This is a genomic window from Serratia sp. MMO-28 (assembly GCF_037199905.1).
GTDB classification, from domain to species: Bacteria; Pseudomonadota; Gammaproteobacteria; order Enterobacterales; family Enterobacteriaceae; genus Chania; species Chania oryzae.
In genome coordinates this window covers 63,864-81,724 of sequence record NZ_JBBCVB010000004.1, presented here as the reverse complement: position 1 = coordinate 81,724, position 17,861 = coordinate 63,864, and the positions used below count along the sequence as shown (strand labels likewise).

Below are 17,861 nucleotides of genomic sequence, written 5' to 3'. Positions count from 1 at the left end.
AGACTCCTTATTGCCGTTGTGCGGGCAGGCGTGCCGCCTTGTTGACGTCAAACCACCAGTTATCAAACCCAATAGAATAGGTTGGGCGTATCGCCGGTGAGGAGAACTTATCCCAATAGGCGTAGCGATCGTGATTGGAGTACCACATTGGCAGCATGTACATGTTCCAGGTCAGCACTCGGTCCAGTGCCCGCCCAAGGGACAGTAAGGCTTTTTCATCCCCTTGGTGCTTCATGATTTGCCGCACCAGGCTATCGACGGCGGGATCGCTGACGCCAGGCGTGTTCCAACTGGAATCGATATAATCCGAATCCCAGCGGATCTGCAGCGAAGAGTTTGGGAATGGCATTGCAGAATACACCGTCGGCATCATATCAAAGTCACGCTTACGCATGCGGCGCGTGAACTGGCTGGCGTCTATTTCGCGGATCTGCATATCAATGCCCAGGCGTTTCAGGTTGTGCTGGAATGGCAACACATACTGGAAGTTACTGCCGCTCAGCAGCATCAGCTCGAAAGTAAAAGGCTTGCCGGTTTGGCTATTGACCAACTGCTGATCTTTCACTTCCCAACCGGCCTGTTGCAGCAGTTCGGTGGCTTTCAACAGGTTTTCCCGGTTGTTACCGCTGCCGTCGGAGGTCGGCGGCTGGTAGATTGAAGTAAAGACCTCTTCAGGCACTTTGCCTTTGAGCGGAGCCAACCAGGCCAACTCGGCGGCATCCGGGTAGCCGCTGGCTGCGTACACCGTATTCTGAAAATAGCTGTTGGTGCGCTGATAGGCATCGTAATACAGCGCTTTATTCATCCAGTCGAAGTCAAACGCCAGCGTAATGGCTTCCCGTACCCGGCGATCGGCAAAGATTGGGCGTTGAACATTAAAGGCCAGCCAGCGCGCATTTTGCGCAGCCTGATTGGTTTCATCCTGCTTGATGATGAAGTTGCGCGCGAAGTTACCGCCTTGATACTGAGTAGCCCAGCTTTTGGGCGATCCTTCCGGGCGGAAATCGTAAGCCCCGGCTTTAAAGGCCTCAAGGGCCACTTTATCGTCCAGGTAGTAATCATAACGCAGCGTATCGAAGTTATAACGCCCGCGATTCACCGGCAGGTTGGCGGCCCAGTAGTCGCGTACTCGCTCATAGGTAATGTATTGGCCCAGGCGGTAGCTACCGACTTTATAAGGGCCGCTACCGAGCGGTGGGGTATTCAGCGGTTCACTGAGCTTGTGGTCCTGCCAGAAATTTGCTGACAGGATAGGAAGGCCGAAAAGGCCGAGCAGTTGGTCTTTATCGGGTTTGGGAAGCTCTATGCGTACCGTTAAGCGGGAAATGGCTTTCACCGTGACGCCTTTATAAATGGTACGAAATTGCGGCACGCCTTCGGTCATGAATTTATTAAACGTGAAGGCCACATCAGCAGCGGTAATCGGGCTACCGTCATGAAAGCGGGCGCGGGGGTTGATATCCAGCTCCATCCAGCGCATATCGGGCGGAAAGCGCGCCGATTCGGCGATCAGCGGATAATAGCTGGAGGGTTCATCGTCAGAGTTGGTAAAGAGCGTATCGTAAAGTTCCCCGGTTCTCTCGCCGGGAACGCCGCGCGAGGCGAAACGGTTGAAATTATCATAGGTGCCGATGGCTGCCAGCCGTACGTCTCCCCCTTTAGGCGCTGCGGGGTTTACGTAGTCAAAATGGCTGAAATCGGTGGCATACTTAGGCTCACCGAGCGTGGCGAAAGCGTAGCTTTCGTTGAGGGTTTCGGCCTGCACACCGAAACTGAGTGCCGAAAGCACCAGGGCAGCAAAAAGGCGCACGGACATCTTTACGGTAAGCTCCTGCTGTGTAGTCAATTAAACCGGCCATCAGCATACCATTTCAGGCCAGCTTGCTGAGTAAAGAAGTTTAAATATCAGAGATTAACGATGCCTGATGATCAAATGCCGGATTGGCGCGGCAAAATTCGACCAGTTCCTCAATGCTGAGTGGCTTACAGAAATAATAGCCCTGCATAAAGTTAACGTCGCGTTCTTGCAGAAAGCTCATTTGTTCTGCGGTTTCGACGCCTTCGGCAACGGTGAGCATTTTCAGTTTTTTCGCCAGTGAAATCACAGCGTCTAACACAGGAGTGGTCACGGTATCCTGGCCAATAGAGTTGACAAAACCCCGGTCGATTTTCAGATAGTCCAGTGCAAAACGCTGTAGATAGATTAAGGCGCTATGCCCGGTACCGAAGTCATCGACCGCAATCTCAATGCCTTGGCTGTGCAGCCAGGCAAATTCAGCCAGCGCATGCTCTTCCTCTACCATGCCACGTTCGGTGATTTCAAATACCAGCGTGAAATAGTTATTCGGCATTTTTGACAGCAATCCAGACACATCGTCATGAAATGACGGGGCGCTGAGATGGGAAGGGGAAAGGTTAAGGCCCAGTTTGGCATGAGGCGGTAAGGCCTGCATCAGTTGCGGAAGATCGGCCACGATGAGGCTGAACAAATGGCGAGTCAGCGGGACGATCACCCCTTCGTTTTCCGCATAGGGAATAAACAGATCGGGCGAAATGCGTCCTTCCGTTGGATGCTGCCAGCGTAACAGGGCCTCAACCCCGCCCAGTGAAGCGGTAGCGGTATGGAATACCGGTTGATATTCAACAAAAAACTCCCCACGCCGGATCCCCCGCCGCATCGCCCGCTCAGGGCTCTGACGTAACAGCAGCATGTAGTAGTACAACGCCCCCAGCATCAGCGAAAGCACCAGGCTACCGAGTACGGTCAAACGAATATCATTGGCCGTCACTGGCCGGTTATAGAAAATGATGGTTAATGGATAGCCTGGGATTTCCACTCGGCGGGCATGATTTAGCGGCAACTGCGTCATGGGTACCAGGTGCGAATTGAAAGTAGTGACCGCATTTTGTCCTATCACGATGGCCAGGCCGGGGGTATCACTACGCTGCGAGGTCATCAGCTGGTAGGGGGTCAGACTGAGATCCAGCGTTGCCAGGACACCGGCATTATTTGCTTGCCCCGGCTGACGTAGCCACAGGGCAATCACCGGTTTGTCCGGCACCAGCGGTGTGCCCTGCTGCAGTTGCATATCAAGAGGCTTCTGCCAGTCGATCTCCGGGTAGAGTTGCGTGCTCGGCAATGCCATATCGCCAGTTGCGGAGGAGCAATACACAATGCCATCTTTTACCAGCAGAAAGGTGCGCACCCCTGCGGTGAAAGCTGCCCGGTAAGTGAGATTGGCCTGATTGCTAACACAGGGTTTAGCGGTAAGTGGCATGATCTCCTGCATCGTGTTTTTCAGACGCTCGAGATAGTCCAACGTGAGTTTCTGTGTGCGGGTTTCGAGCTGATGCTGATATTGCAAACGTTGGTGATTAATCAGGAACAGTGTGGCGGAGGTAAAAACAGTAAAAAGTATCAGAGCGGCAATACTGCTTTTGATCAGGCTACGTCGTTTCTGTGAAACATGGCGTACGAATGCCCTCTTTAAGCCCATCACTTGCCCCCTGAGCATGGCGAAACGTTATTCGTTGTTATGATAGTGGTGATTAATATATCTCATTGATACTACTTGAGTCATTATCCATCTGACGGGATAAACGGCACCTCTCAGGTACGCCGTAAATTGCATTCACTGCATCATTCGCCCTGTGACGATAATAGGCTAATTTTCCCTCAACCGTGCAGTTTTCTTTAACTAATTTAACGTTATAGATCGGTGGTGTGATAGGTGCATCCAAAGGTGCGTTCTGACGTTGATTTTTCGTGAGTGGCACATAGGAGCGGCGAAAAAAACGCCGCCCTAGGGCAGCGTATTGTCTCGTTCGTTTGGTTTTCAGGACTGCTTCAGATATTAAGCACTTAGCTCCTGCCAAGCACCCGGCGGGCTTCGCGATAGCGTTTATCCCAGTAGGTTTCATTCATGCTGGAGATAGTGACACCGCTGCTGGTAGAGGCGTGAACGAATTTATCGTTACCCAGATAGATACCCACGTGGCGGCCGGTGGAACCCGCACGGAACAGCACTAAATCACCAGGGCGCAGCTTGGTACGCTGGATTTTCTTGCCCATGTCTTCTTGCTCATAAGTCGAGCGAGGCAGGTCCATACCAAACTGTTCGCGGAAAGTGCGCTGGACAAAACCTGAGCAGTCAATGCCGCGTTTGGTATCACCACCTAAACGGTAGCGCACACCTTTCCAGTCGGCATACTGGTCCATAATCTTTGACTTGATGTCAACATTACGCACCATAGCTTCGAATTCATCCTGAGAGGCTTGCAGTAAAAGACTGTTTTTGTCATTAACTGCATGCATCTCAGTTTGTGAGTTATCTAACTTCGAAGTATTCATTGAGCTACAGGCGGAGAGCATAGCTGCTGCCGCAATTGCAGGGAGTACCCGCAAGAAATATCTCATAAAAGGTTGAGATTTGACCATTGTAATCGTTTTCCCTTGAAGTCCTTAACGACAAAAGTCGCTATCTGAAAAATGCCAAACGGAGCGAGATTAATCGGCGCCAGCAGGAAGGACAATCAGATACCGTAGAAAATGTGCATGAACGCACACATTTAGAATGTTTGGTTCTGAATCCATCTAAACCAAGCGCAAACGCAGCCGAGATTACCGTAATCAAAAGGGGATTGCGAGTTTTTTTGTGGCATTCGTTATATGAAATTGTGATGTAACATAATGTAAATCTTCATATAAAAAATGGCGAATACGCATTGTGTTACTTTCGGGTTAATTTTGTTGGCAGATCTGTTGGTGGCAGGTTGATGAATAATTAACGGAAACACGGCGGCACGGGAGGCGACAGCGCCCCTGAGTGGCCCGATGAACGGGCGTCATGCGCGGACGCCACGTTGATTTCAGACCAGCGCTGGGCGTTCTCATACTAACTTAAGCGAATGTTAAACAAGGCCGACTGCAAGGCGTTCCAATCCGCTTCACTGCTGTGGATTAATTCGATACGGCTGTCTAGCGGGGCAACGGAACGTGTCTCGATATTCAAATCCTGCCCTTGACGGTTGATCAGTAAACTCCCTTCGGGAATGCGTACCACCGCTTTAGCGCGCTCAACGGGCGCCAGCCTGATCCATTCCATCATCCCCACGGTGTCGAATTGCGTATCGCCATCAAAAATCCAGCCGCAACTGGTATAGCCTTGGCCCTGATTCAAGGCGCGACGCCAGCGAGCATTCTCTGGCAGACGCAATGCCGCCAATCCCCGGGTTTTGTTATGGGCATGATGGTGCTGCGCATCCGGTAATTCGGTGTGATTGGTTCGTGGCAGGTCAAGCAAAGTAACGTCCATGCGCCCTTGCTCGATAGGGTAAAGCGGGCGCTGATGGCCAAAGCGCACCTGCCATGTTTCCAAGGCCTGGGTATCCTCGGGTTGCCAAGTATCCATCTTATTGGCGATGATGATATCTGCGGCCGCTAACTGATCGCGGAAATTTTCATTATCGCGATAGTGGGGTTGGCTGAGTTGGCGGGCATCGAGCAGGCAAACCGTTGCCAGCAAGTCGATCCAGCCTGCGTAAGTATCCTGCGTCAGCAATTCCAGGATCTGTTTGGGGTGGCCAAGACCGGTGGGTTCGATCAATAACCGGTCGGGTTTTGTCTGCTGTAACAACATATTTAGCCCAACCTGCATCGGCAGGCCGTTGACGCAGCACATGCAACCACCGGGGATCTCTTTCAATACTGCGCCACTGTCTGCCAACAGGGCTCCATCAATACCAATCTCTCCAAACTCGTTGACCAGAACCGCCCAGCGCTCATGTGGCGGCTTATTGGCCAACAGATGACGGATCGTGGTGGTCTTGCCACTGCCAAGGAAACCGGTGATCAGGTTGGTTTTTGTCATTTTGCATTCCTGACTTATATGTTTAAAGCTGATTGATAGTCATGGATTATGAACGTTGCATGCCGCTTTGGCATTTTATATGTGCAAAGTCACAAATTTTACATCTTAAGGGTTAAACTTTTTAATCATTCAGAATTTCCCATGCAACAGGATAAATCCTATTTAAAACCTGGAATTATAGAGTCAATCAGCATTGTCTTACCTGGTTTTTAAGCCACTGATTCGCTGAATAGCTGCCAAAACAGCCTCCTGACCTTACGATTATTCTTAAGAAAACACTCTATGATTTAAAGTGACTTAACATAAGTGAGGTTGCCATGAATAGCTTACGGTTATTTTTGATCGCAGGAGCGTTACTTTCATGGATGGCAGCAGGTCAGGTAGGTGCTACAAGTGGGGTTATTCACTTTGTCGGTGCCATTGTCGAAGGCCCTTGTTTAGTAAATGTTGTCAACTCATCAGCCAATACGCAGTGTTATCGTAATGGGCAGAACTACACAGACACGCAAGCTCTGGCGAGTTTTAATGCTAGTAGCCAAGAACTCCCACTGAATTTAGGGACCACCGAAATGAAGTGGGTTGATCAGCAAAAGAAGCTTGCGATAATGACTGTGGTGTATCGTTAAGTCGCATGCGTCATGCCGGGCGAAAGCCCGGCATGACCTCCCAACATCAGGCCATTTGCGTTACTACCCACTCCTTTACCGTTTGACGTGCTCCGCGATCGCGCAGTGACAGATAAGCCTGAGTTACCGCCGCAACAAATTTCTCATCAGCCGGTAATTGTTCACCGAAAATACTTTTGATCGCCAGCAAGGCCGCAACGCGTGGTTCACCGTCTGGTGTAGCGCTAACCACCTGCTGCAACGTTGCTAACATGGGATCGCGAACATCAATCGGTTGCCCGGCGTCGTCAATACCGCCAACGTAGCGCATCCAGCCAGCAACACCTAAAGCTAGCCCGGCATAGCTGCCGCCATGCTGCAGATGCCAGCGAACAGAGTCCAGCATACGCTGCGGTAATTTCTGCGTGCCATCCATAGCGATCTGCCAGGTGCGGTGCTGCAGTGCCGGGTTGCTGTAACGCGCGATCAGCCGATCGGCATAGGCGGTTAGATCGATACCGCTTACTCGCAGCGTCGGGGCTTGCTCATGCAGCATCAGGTGATAGGCGGCCCGGCGATAATATTCGTCCGCCATGCAGTCATTAATGTGCTGATAACCCGCCAGATAACCAAGATAAGCCAGAAACGAGTGGCTGCCGTTCAGCATGCGTAATTTCATCTGTTCGAACGGCAACACATCATCCACCAGCTGTACACCAGCGGCTTCCCACTCTGGGCGGCCAGCAACAAAGTTATCTTCTATTACCCACTGAATAAAAGGTTCACAGGCGATGGCACATTCGTCGCGTACTCCGCCAAGTGCAGCTGCGACTTCATCTAACGTTCCCGGCGTGCTGGCAGGGACGATGCGATCGACCATGGTGCTGGGGAAGGTCACGTTGCTGGCAATCCACTGAGCCAGTTCCCGATCGCGTGCCTGTGCCAGGCCGGTGACGGCATTACGCACCACATGGCCGTTTTCTGGAATATTGTCGCAAGAGAGCACGCTGAAAGCGGGCAGGTTGCGCTGGTGCCGACGGTGTAGCGCTTCCACCAGGATCCCTGGCACGGTAGTGGGATGGGTGGGGTCAGCCAAATCGGCTCGAATGGCATCATGCTGCAAATCTAACTGGCCGCTGCCAGGTTCGATGCAATAACCTTTTTCCGTAATGGTCATCGAAACGATCGCCACCTGCGGTTCGGCCAGTTTTTCTAATACCGCATCGATATCCTCCAGCTTGCGGTGCACGCTTTCGTGAACGGCACCGATAACGATCGCCTGATTACCCGCCGCCCCTTTTTCCAGCACGGTGTAGAGATGATCTTGAGCGCGCAGGGTTTGGAACAGCTTATCACCGCCGAACAGGCTGATCTCACAAATCCCCCAGTCTCCTCCTTTACGGTTGAGCACGCGATCGGTCAGCAGCGCCTGATGGGCACGGTGAAAGGCACCGAAGCCCAGGTGCACCATGCGGCTGCGCAGCAGGCGGCGATCGTACTGCGGTTGCTGTACTGCAGCAGGCAGTGGTGAGTTGGCGATAGTTTTCATGAATGGCTCCATTACAAGAAAAAGTCCTGGCCGGTAGCTTGCATAAAGTTATCAGACCAGTTGGCCGCGCGTAGCCTGTTGTTGCTGCGCCGGTCTCTGTGCGTTGTTATCTGCCGCCACTCTAGGGTGGCTGCGGGGGAAATAAAATGAGTCGGTCCAAAATAAGCCAGAAGCGTGAGTTGGATCAACTCATTAAGGTTTCTATTTTGACAGCATGCAGCGAAAGAGTAAGGTTAAAGATGAATGATATCTATCGCAATGTGGTATAACAAGATTGATTTTGTTTTGCGATCTACCTCACCACTGATGACAAACCTCAGATGACTGAGCGGACTATTGATAAGGATAAAGTTATGGAACAAACATGGCGTTGGTACGGGCCAAACGATCCGGTTTCGCTGGACGATGTGCGTCAAGCGGGGGCAACCGGTGTGGTGACGGCGTTGCATCATATCCCTAACGGCGAAGTGTGGCCGGTTGAGGAAATAAAAACGCGTCAGGCCCTGCTGGCTGAGAAAGGGCTGGTGTGGTCTGTGGTGGAAAGCATCCCGGTGCATGAAGAAATCAAAACCCGCAGCGGCAATTATCAGCGTCATATCGCCAATTATCAGCAGTCGCTGCGTAACCTGGCGGCCTGCGGTATCGACACCGTATGCTACAACTTTATGCCGATCCTCGACTGGACGCGCACCGATCTGGAGTATTTATTGCCAGACGGTTCAAAAGCGCTGCGCTTTGATCAGATCGCCTTTGCCGCTTTTGATTTGCATATCCTGCAGCGTGCGGGGGCTGAAAAAGACTATACCGCCGAAGAGCAAAGCGAGGCTCGTGCCTATTTCAACGCGATGAGTGCGGCAGAGATTGCCAAGCTGACCGGTAATATCATCGCCGGGTTGCCAGGCGCAGAAGAGGGCTACACGCTCGATCAGTTCCGCGCGCGGCTGGCCGAATATGATCATATCGACAAAGCTCAACTGCGTGAAAACATGGCGGTGTTTTTGCGCGCCATTGTACCGGTGGCGGAAGAGGTTGGGGTGCGTCTTGCGGTACACCCGGACGATCCGCCGCGCCCGATCCTCGGCCTGCCGCGCATTGTTTCCACTATTGAGGATATGCAATGGCTGAAAGAAACCGTTGATAGCATCCACAATGGTTTCACCATGTGCACCGGTTCCTATGGCGTGCGGGCGGATAACGATCTGGTCAAGATGATCGAAACCTTCGGCGATCGTATTCACTTCACCCACCTGCGCGCCACCTGCCGCGAGCAGAACCCGAAAACCTTCCATGAAGGGGCACATTTGCAAGGGGATGTGGATATGGTGTCGGTGATTGAGGCCATTCTCACCGAAGAGCAGCGCCGCTTACAGGCGGGCGATCGTCGGCCAATCCCGATGCGGCCGGATCATGGCCACCAGATGTTGGACGATCTGAAGAAGAAAACCAACCCAGGCTATTCGGCGATTGGTCGCTTGAAGGGGTTAGCGGAAATTCGTGGCGTAGAATTGGCGCTGAAGCGGCGCTTCTTCCCAGAATTACTCTGAGGCGCAAAAAAGGCAGGGCGCACCGCTGCGCCCTGAGTCACAATCAGTCGGCACGGCCCATATAACGGCGCTCGGCGATATGAATGCGGATTTTGTCCCCTGGGCTCAGGTATTCCGGTACCAGAATGGTCAAACCGGTGGCCATGGTGGCCGGTTTATTTCGGGCGCTGGCAGAAGCCCCTTTGATGCCCGGTGCCGTTTCAACAATCTCCATATCCACGGTTTGTGGCAATTCCAGGGCTAACACCTGGCCTTCCAGCGTTAATACCTGCATCCCTGGCAAGCCCGCTTCTGGGATAAACAGCAGTTCGTCTTCGATCTGGTCTTTTTTGAAGATATACGGCGTGTAATCTTCGTCATCCATGAATACGTACTCTTCGCCGTCGATGTAGGAGAAGTTCACCTTGCGGCGCGACAGGGTAATGGTATCCAGAATATCATCGCCTTTAAAACGCTCTTCCACCTTTAGCCCGGTACGCACGTCAGAGAAACGCATTTTGTAAAGGGTGTTGGCACCGCGCGCGGTTGGGCTTTGCACATCAATGTCTTTCACCAGCAGCAGTTTGCCGTTGTAGTTGATCGCCATACCACGCTTGATTTCGTTAGCTCTTGCCATTGGAATAACCTGTCGATAAGGAGTTTTGAGAAGTTGCGACAAGTTACTCGTACCGCGCTTTTCAGGCAAGAGCCGCGCAAAAAAAGAGTGAGCAAAGCCGGGAGTTGCAGTGGGAAAAGAGGGCGGCAATCGTCACCCTCGGTGAGCGGTTTTATTTAAATACCGGCAGCATATTCAGCAGGGTGAGTACGTGAGCGACGGCGTTAACCACGCCAAACAGGATGATAAACAGGATCATGCCATGGCCGCCGGGGGCGCGATACGTTGCCTGCGGAAAGCGGCGGCGGCTGGCGCGTGCCATCATGGCGGGGACGATTACCGCCCAAATGGTGGCAGCCAGGCCAGCAAAGCCGATGGCATACAGGAAACCGTTCGGGAACAGCAGGGCTGCCAGGGTTGGTGGAACGAATGTCACCAGCGCTGACTGGGTGCGGCCTGCGGCGTTATCGCTGAACTTGAAGAAATCGGCCAGATAATCGAACAACCCCAGAGAAACCCCAAGGAAAGAGCTGGCCAGTGCCATATAAGAGAACGCACTGAGCAGTTGGCCCACCGTCTGGCTGCTGGACACGTTGCCCATCTGCTTGAGCAGGCTACCGATATTGCCCCCCTCGGCGATCACCTGTTTGAACGCATCACGGGTGATATTGCCCTGAATCACATACTGCCACAGGATGTAAATCGCCAATGCCAGCAGCGTGCCGTAAACCAGGCTGCGCACCACGGCGCGGCTGTCTTTATGGTAATACTTCACCAGCCCCGGCACGTTGCCGTGGTAACCAAACGAGGTTAGCAAGTAAGGCAGGGCAGCCAGGGCGTAGGGCAGATAACTGGCGTTGCTGTCGCTACGGTTGAACAACACCGCAGGCTGGACGTGAGTAAACATATCGCCGACCGACATCACGAAAGTGATCACCATACCACCAATCAGAATGGTGCTCAGGCGATCCACCGCGCGGGTCGATAACCAAACGATAAACGCCACCAGCAAGGCAAACACCAGCCCGGCGATGGCTTGGTGAGTGCCGACAATCCCTTCCAGCGTATGAGCGATGATCGAACCACCGGCTGAGATATAGGCATAGGTCAGAATATACAGCACGAAGGTTATGGACAGGCCATTTAGGGTATTCCAGCCTTTACCGAGCAGGTCTTTGACTAGGGTATGGAAGCTGGCACCGGCCGGATAATTGAGCGTTGCTTCGAGGATCATCAGGCCGGAAATCAACATACAGGCCCAGGTATAAATCAACAATGCGACGGAGCCGCCAAACCACACGCCAGAAGTGACAATGGGAATAGAGAACATACCGGCACCGACTGCGGTGCCAGCGATGATCATCGCGCCGCCGAGTACGGAAGGGCGGGAAAGTTTCTGAGTGATGTCCGCGGACATTGTGGCTCCTGAATGGTAGGGGTTCTTTTGTACTAGCTAAATAGTACAATGCATGATGTGAGCATGTAAAGGAGCTAATTTGCTATTTATATGCAAAATGGTTGGGGTAATGGTGTCTTTGTGCGAAAGGCATTGCGGTTTCTGCCGCATTAAAGCAGCGTAAGGAGATAAAGATTCGGGTTCACAGCGGATTCTGCTGGCAGCAATCACGGGGGGCTGCTATTGTCCGGCTTCAATTCTGCCAGCTGCCAGGAGAAGCGCTGATGGACTGCCGTCCCGACTGTGGCGCCTGCTGCATTGCACCTTCAATTTCCAGCCCTATTCCCGGCATGCCGAATGGCAAACCGGCGAATACCCGTTGCATTCATCTGGATCAGCAACTGCGCTGTGGCCTGTTTCATTCACCATTACGGCCCCGCGTTTGCGGCAGCCTGCAGGCCAGCCGGGAGATGTGTCACGATCGCCGTGACGAGGCGTTAATCTATCTGGCTAAGCTAGAGGTAGATACTGCCCCCTAACTGGCTCAGGCATTCTTGAGCCGCCAAAGGCACAGCACCGCACCTATCACCATCGCCAGTGCGGAGTAAAATACCGCATGGTAGTTCCAGATTTCGGCAACGAAACCGGCAATCGAACCGGCAATGATCCAGCCTACGCGCGTGGTGTTGGTAAATAGCGTGGTGGCTGCTCCTGCTTGCCCTGGCATCAAATCCTGAAAATAGAGCATGCCAATGCCTGCCAGCACACCGATAAACAGTGCGTTCAGCAATTGTAGCGCGATCAACTGCCAGGTACCGGTGATAAACAGCAATCCAGCATAGAAAAGCACGCCTGCGATCACCGCGCAGCGCATCAGGAAGCGTTTACCGAAACGTTTGGCGGCCATCCCGGCCAGCAGCATGGTTGGGATCTCCAACCCGGCCGCTGTGCCCATCAAAATCCCGGTCAGTTTTTCCGGCAAACGTAGCTCTTGCACCATATACAGCGGCATGTTGATCAGATACATGCCGTTAGCGGTCCACATCAGGGTGCAGGCGGCAAACAGCAGCAGTGCGTCGCGGCGGTTCTGGCGCGGAGCTTCCAGCGTAGCGCCTTTGGCTGAAGGGGTTTTGGGCATTGAGGGCAGGGTTTTCCACACCAAGGCGCCACAGAGGATGAAAGTCGCTGCCGCCGCCAGGTACATCACCTGAAAGCCAAAACCCAGCGCCAGCGCAAAGGCAATTGGCGGGCCGAACACCCAAGCCAACGACACCTGGGCGCGCAGGATGGAACTGAACATCACCGCTTCTCGCCCGGTGTGCTCGGCATGCTCGCGCGCCAGCGCAAACATCTGTGGGTTGGCGGTGGAGCCAAAACTGCTGAGCAGCACGCCGACAAACAGCAACAGATAATAGTTACGGTTCCAGGCGAACAGCGCGCAGGCCAGTGCGCCGAGCATGCAGCAGAGAAAAATCAGTGATTTGCGATCGCCTTTTCTATCTGAGCGGCGGGCAAGAAATTGGCTGACCAAGATGCCGATCACCGCGCTGCCGGTAAAGAACAAACCCACCATGCTGGGGCGAACCTGCACTTCGGTGGAAAGGAACAGGCTCAGCGTGGGGGTTTGCAAAGCACCGGCAATGCCGGTGAGAAAGGCCACGACAATAAATGCCAGGGAAGTGAAATCAGGCAAACGTCGTGTTACCGCAGTTGAAGTACGCATAGTGGTGAGCAAATAGCCAATAGAAAAATAAGTCGCGCGTAGAGTACGCGTTTTTAAAAAAAACGAAAAACGGTTTCAATCAACAACAGGGTAAAAAGCGCTTTTCTGCGGAAAATACGCTTCAGATAGCGGGTTGATAGACGTTACCACTCAGCCATAAGGCGATCGCGGTACGGCTGGCTTCAAAATGTGGTTCCGGCAGGGCTGTTGGGGAACACCAACGCCATTCGGCACACTTTTCTGGCTCTTTGAGTTCGGGGTGGCCGCCGGGGTGCTGAACCCACATGCAGATTGATACCGTATGTTTGCCTTCGGCTTGCCAGGTTTGCAGATTATTGCTGATGCCAATGAATCTTGGGGGAGCGATCAGTAATCCCGTCTCTTCAGCCACTTCGCGCCGGGCGCATTGTTCAAAGGTTTCGCCAGCATCCAAGTGGCCGCCGGGAATCGACCAGAAAGGGGCATGAGAACCACAGCGCTTACCCAATAGAATCAGGCCTTGCGGGTTAACGATGATCACGCCAACGCCGGTAGCTACCATTATCTCTTTCTCCTTCAGCAGTGTTTCAGCACAGTATGTCATTTTGCCCTTTTAACTGGCTATTTGCAGGAAAAATGTGCGTGATGTCAAAAAACCATCATATGGGAATTAAGAAAACTTGCTTTCAACAAAAGCTGATCCCACACTCATTGAAACGTTTCAGCGTTATCGGACGGACTCATCCGGTTCTGGTAACGCTTCTTTTTCCCTACATGGCTGAAACGATTCAATTCAGCAGGAGAGGAGAACTATGTTCCAGTTGTCACAGCAAGACATTCATCTGGGCGCCGCCGCCAGCGGCAAACAGGAAGCTATCCGGCAGGTCGCGGCAGCGCTCACCTCCGCCGGGTGCGTCAGCGCCGCCTATGTGGACGGCATGCTGCAGCGTGAGCTGCAAACGTCCACTTATCTGGGCAACGGTATCGCCATTCCGCATGGCACTACCGATACCCGCGATCTGGTACTGAATACCGGGGTGCAGGTATTCCAGTTCCCGCAGGGGATTGAATGGGGTGAAGGCCAGACCGCCTATGTGGTGATCGGTATCGCCGCCCGTTCAGATGAACACCTGGCGCTGCTGCGTCAACTGACGCACGTGCTCAGCGACGACGGCGTTGCGGCGCAGCTGGCAAAAACCACGTCAGCAGAAGAGCTGCGCAGCCTGCTGATGGGCGAAAAGCAAACGGCTGAGTTCCAGTTCGATGTGTCCTTGATCGCACTGGACGTAGCGGCTGATTCGCTGATGACGCTGCAGGCCTTGAATGCGGGCCGCTTGCAGAAGATCGGTGCGGTCGACGCCCGGTTTGTCAGCGATGTGATCACCCGTAAGCCGCTGAACCTGGGGCAAGGCATCTGGTTGAGCGACAGCGCTGAAGGCAACCTGTTCAGTGCCGCAACCCTGAGCCGTCCTGCGCAGGCTTTTGACGAAGCCGGCGAGCCGGTCGCGCTGCTGCTGACCGTGGCGATTGCCGATCAGCAACCGCTGACGCTGCTGAACTACCTCAGCGACCTGCTGTTAAGCCATCAGGCTGAACGCTTGCTGAACGCCGATGCTGCCAGCGTGCTGGCGCTGCTGACCAGCGATGTCGCCGCAGAGAGTGCGGTACTGAGCGCAGAATATACCATTCGCAACGAACACGGCCTGCATGCCCGCCCGGGCACGGCGTTGGTTAACGTGATCAAACAGTTTTCCAGTGAAATTACCGTGACCAATCTCAACGGCAGCGGTAAACCGGCTAACGGCCGCAGCCTGATGAAGGTGGTGGCACTGGGGGTGAAGAAAGGCCATCAGTTGCGCTTTACCGCCAGCGGTGATGATGCTGAAGCGGCGCTGAAAGCGATTGGCGAAGCCATCAGCACAGGCCTGGGTGAGGGTGCGGCATGAGCAGAAGAGTAGCAACCATTACCCTTAACCCAGCTTACGATCTGGTGGGGTTCTGCCCGGAGATCGAACGGGGTGAGGTTAATCGGGTAAGAACTGCCGGGCTGCACGCCGCTGGTAAAGGTATCAACGTTGCCAAAGTACTGAAAGATTTAGGTATCGATGTGACCGTGGGAGGCTTCCTGGGGAAAGATAATCAGGATGGTTTCCAACTGTTGTTCAGTGATTTGGGCATTGCCAACCGCTTCCAGGTGGTGCCTGGGCGTACCCGTATCAACGTGAAACTGACGGAAAAAGACGGTGAAGTGACCGATTTCAACTTCTCTGGCTTTGAAGTTACGCCGCCAGATTGGGAACGTTTTGTGAACGATTCCCTGAGTTGGCTCGGCCAGTTCGACATGGTGGCGGTGAGCGGCAGTTTGCCGGAAGGCGTGCCACCAGAAGCCTTTACCGAATGGATGATCCGCCTGCGCGCGCAGTGCCCATGCATTATTTTCGACAGCAGCCGTGAGGCGCTGGTAGCAGGGCTGAAAGCCGCGCCCTGGCTGGTGAAACCGAACCGGCGTGAACTGGAGATCTGGGCCGGTCGCCCATTACCCACGCTGGAGGCCGTGGTGGAGGCCGCTCATGCGCTGCGCGATCAGGGGATCGCTCATGTCGTGATCTCGCTGGGCGCAGAGGGCGCACTGTGGGTCAACGCCTCGGGTGCCTGGATCGCCAAGCCTCCTTCCTGTGAGGTGGTTAGCACGGTAGGGGCCGGTGATTCGATGGTCGGTGGTTTGATTTATGGCTTGCTGATGCGTGAATCCAGCGAGCATACCTTACGTTTGGCCACCGCCGTGGCTGCCCTGGCGGTGAGCCAGAGCAACGTTGGCGTGACCGATCGCCCGCAGTTGGCCGCGATGATGGCGCGTGTCGATCTGAAACCTTTTAACTGACAGTAGGAGGCAGAATGAAAACGCTGCTGATGATAGACGGTTCGCTCGGGCAGGCTCGTGGTCACCTGGCGAAACGCATGCTTGAAGGCGCTGCGGCCAAAACCGACCTGGTGCTGGTGGATGTGCTGAACGAAGCTGAATTGGTGGTCGTAGCCGGTCAAGCTGCGCTCACGGATGCAGAACTGAATGGCAAAGTGGTTTACGTGGGTGATGTGGAACACGCGGTGCGCGATCCCGAGGCCTTTTTGGCGCAGGCTAAAACCGAGGCCAAGCCTTATCAGGCTGCGGTTACCGCACCTGTGAAAGCGGCTGGCCCGAAACGTATCGTTGCGGTTACCGCTTGCCCGACCGGCGTGGCGCATACCTTTATGGCGGCCGAAGCCATCGAGAGTGAAGCGAAAAAACGTGGCTGGTGGGTGAAGGTGGAAACCCGTGGTTCCGTAGGGGCTGGTAATGCCATCACCCCAGAAGAAGTGGCGGCAGCCGATCTGGTGATTGTGGCGGCAGATATCGAAGTGGATCTGGACAAGTTTGCCGGTAAGCCGATGTACCGCACTTCTACCGGGCTGGCGTTGAAGAAAACCGCGCAGGAGCTGGACAAAGCGCAGGCGGAGGCAGAAATCTTCCAGCCGCAGAAGAGCAGCAGTGTCCCAGCCGCAGGCAAGAAAAAAGAGAGCGCAGGGCCATATCGTCATCTGCTGACCGGGGTGTCCTACATGCTGCCGATGGTGGTAGCGGGCGGCCTGTGTATTGCGCTGTCGTTCGTGTTTGGTATCGAAGCGTTTAAAGAAAAAGGCACGCTGGCCGCAGCGCTGATGCAGATCGGCGGTGGTTCAGCCTTCGCGTTAATGGTGCCGATTCTGGCGGGTTACATCGCGTTCTCGATTGCCGACCGTCCTGGCCTGACGCCGGGCCTGATCGGCGGTATGCTGGCGGTGAGCACCGGTGCTGGCTTCCTCGGCGGCATTATCGCCGGTTTCCTGGCGGGTTATGTTGCTAAAGCGATCAGTAACAAGCTGCATCTGCCGAAGAGTATGGAAGCGCTGAAGCCGATCCTGATTATCCCGCTGTTGGCGAGTCTGACCACCGGTCTGATAATGATTTACGTGGTCGGTACGCCGGTGGCGAGAATCATGGAAGGCCTGACCCATTGGCTGCAATCGATGGGAACGGCTAACGCAGTGCTGTTGGGCGCGATCCTGGGTGCGATGATGTGCACCGATATGGGGGGCCCGGTGAACAAAGCTGCTTATGCCTTCGGCGTAGCGCTGTTGAGTTCCTCGGTGTATGCGCCGATGGCGGCGATTATGGCGGCAGGGATGGTGCCACCGTTGGCGATGGGCCTGGCGACGATCATTGCGCGCAACAAGTTCGAGAAATCCGAGCAGGAAGGCGGCAAAGCGGCGTTAGTGCTGGGGCTGTGCTTTATCAGTGAAGGGGCGATTCCGTTTGCTGCCCGCGATCCGATGCGTGTGTTGCCGTGCTGTATCGCCGGTGGTGCGTTGACCGGGGCACTGTCGATGGCCTTCGGTGCCAAACTGATGGCACCGCACGGTGGCCTGTTCGTGCTGTTGATCCCTGGCGCTATCTCTCCGGTGCTGCTGTATCTGGTGGCGATTATCGCCGGTACGCTGTTGGCGGGTGTCGGTTACGCGGTGCTGAAACGCAGTGACGTTGCGGCGGCGAATGTGGCCTGATAGATAAACAATACAGTTCCCT

The 17,861-nt window shown here is 54.2% G+C and carries 15 protein-coding genes; 6 read left to right on the top strand and 9 right to left on the bottom strand.

Features of this window, described 5'->3' with window-relative positions; genetic code table 11:
• Positions 1 to 7 precede the first annotated feature (7 nt).
• From WG891_RS04770 to WG891_RS04755, 4 genes are all read right to left on the bottom strand, one after another.
• Entirely contained in the window at positions 8 to 1,816 is a 1,809-nt protein-coding gene (locus tag WG891_RS04770; protein ID WP_337261724.1) for an extracellular solute-binding protein, read from the bottom strand.
• 82 nt (positions 1,817 to 1,898) lie between these two features.
• Positions 1,899 to 3,497: a cyclic di-GMP phosphodiesterase gene (locus WG891_RS04765; protein WP_337261723.1), complete on the bottom strand. Its 1,599-nt coding sequence runs from the start codon at positions 3,495 to 3,497 to the stop codon at positions 1,899 to 1,901.
• 365 nt (positions 3,498 to 3,862) lie between these two features.
• Positions 3,863 to 4,438, bottom strand: a complete 576-nt coding sequence (gene mepS, locus WG891_RS04760) for a bifunctional murein DD-endopeptidase/murein LD-carboxypeptidase (RefSeq protein ID WP_337261722.1) — start codon at positions 4,436 to 4,438, stop codon at positions 3,863 to 3,865.
• A 457-nt stretch (positions 4,439 to 4,895) separates the two neighbouring features.
• Positions 4,896 to 5,870, bottom strand: a complete 975-nt coding sequence (locus tag WG891_RS04755; RefSeq protein WP_337261721.1) for a CobW family GTP-binding protein — start codon at positions 5,868 to 5,870, stop codon at positions 4,896 to 4,898.
• Between the two features lie 317 nt (positions 5,871 to 6,187).
• Here WG891_RS04755 and WG891_RS04750 point away from each other — a divergent pair, with 317 nt between their 5' ends.
• Complete coding sequence (locus WG891_RS04750; RefSeq protein ID WP_337261720.1) at positions 6,188 to 6,496, top strand: type 1 fimbrial protein; 309 nt, start codon at positions 6,188 to 6,190, stop codon at positions 6,494 to 6,496.
• A 46-nt stretch (positions 6,497 to 6,542) separates the two neighbouring features.
• Here WG891_RS04750 and WG891_RS04745 read toward each other — a convergent pair whose 3' ends face one another.
• On the bottom strand, positions 6,543 to 8,024 hold the full coding sequence (locus tag WG891_RS04745; protein ID WP_337261719.1) for a mannitol dehydrogenase family protein: 1,482 nt from the start codon (positions 8,022 to 8,024) through the stop codon (positions 6,543 to 6,545).
• 353 nt (positions 8,025 to 8,377) lie between these two features.
• Between WG891_RS04745 and uxuA the strand changes: the two genes are divergently transcribed.
• Positions 8,378 to 9,568: a mannonate dehydratase gene (gene uxuA, locus WG891_RS04740; RefSeq protein ID WP_337261718.1), complete on the top strand. Its 1,191-nt coding sequence runs from the start codon at positions 8,378 to 8,380 to the stop codon at positions 9,566 to 9,568.
• Positions 9,569 to 9,611: 43 nt separating this feature from the next.
• Here the strand turns inward: uxuA and yeiP are convergent, their stop codons facing one another.
• Together yeiP and mtr are read right to left on the bottom strand one after the other, a co-directional pair.
• On the bottom strand, positions 9,612 to 10,184 hold the full coding sequence (gene yeiP / locus WG891_RS04735; RefSeq protein WP_076941521.1) for an elongation factor P-like protein YeiP: 573 nt from the start codon (positions 10,182 to 10,184) through the stop codon (positions 9,612 to 9,614).
• Positions 10,185 to 10,335: 151 nt separating this feature from the next.
• Positions 10,336 to 11,580, bottom strand: a complete 1,245-nt coding sequence (gene mtr / locus WG891_RS04730) for a tryptophan permease (RefSeq protein ID WP_337261717.1) — start codon at positions 11,578 to 11,580, stop codon at positions 10,336 to 10,338.
• A gap of 263 nt (positions 11,581 to 11,843) precedes the next feature.
• On the opposite strand from mtr, the gene WG891_RS04725 reads away from it, so the two are divergent.
• A complete protein-coding gene (locus WG891_RS04725) occupies positions 11,844 to 12,098 on the top strand; it encodes a YkgJ family cysteine cluster protein (RefSeq protein ID WP_076941519.1) in 255 nt (84 codons plus the stop codon).
• 5 nt (positions 12,099 to 12,103) lie between these two features.
• Here the strand turns inward: WG891_RS04725 and WG891_RS04720 are convergent, their stop codons facing one another.
• Together WG891_RS04720 and WG891_RS04715 are read right to left on the bottom strand one after the other, a co-directional pair.
• Complete coding sequence (locus tag WG891_RS04720) at positions 12,104 to 13,282, bottom strand: sugar efflux transporter (RefSeq protein WP_337261716.1); 1,179 nt, start codon at positions 13,280 to 13,282, stop codon at positions 12,104 to 12,106.
• A gap of 121 nt (positions 13,283 to 13,403) precedes the next feature.
• Positions 13,404 to 13,826, bottom strand: coding sequence for a nucleotide triphosphate diphosphatase NUDT15 (locus WG891_RS04715; protein ID WP_337261832.1), 423 nt, complete (start codon positions 13,824 to 13,826; stop codon positions 13,404 to 13,406).
• Between the two features lie 247 nt (positions 13,827 to 14,073).
• On the opposite strand from WG891_RS04715, the gene fruB reads away from it, so the two are divergent.
• From fruB to fruA, 3 genes are read left to right on the top strand one after another with little or no spacing between them, the layout of a single operon-like run.
• The gene (fruB, locus tag WG891_RS04710; RefSeq protein WP_337261715.1) at positions 14,074 to 15,207 is read left to right on the top strand and encodes a fused PTS fructose transporter subunit IIA/HPr protein; all 1,134 of its coding nucleotides are present in this window, start codon (positions 14,074 to 14,076) and stop codon (positions 15,205 to 15,207) included.
• Positions 15,204 to 16,142 carry a 1-phosphofructokinase gene (fruK, locus tag WG891_RS04705; RefSeq protein WP_076941516.1) on the top strand — a complete coding sequence of 313 codons (939 nt, stop codon included), beginning with the start codon at positions 15,204 to 15,206 and terminating at the stop codon, positions 16,140 to 16,142. Before fruB ends, fruK begins: the two co-directional genes overlap by 4 nt.
• 14 nt (positions 16,143 to 16,156) lie before the next feature.
• A complete protein-coding gene (gene fruA, locus WG891_RS04700; protein ID WP_337261714.1) occupies positions 16,157 to 17,839 on the top strand; it encodes a PTS fructose transporter subunit IIBC in 1,683 nt (560 codons plus the stop codon).
• Positions 17,840 to 17,861 lie beyond the last annotated feature (22 nt).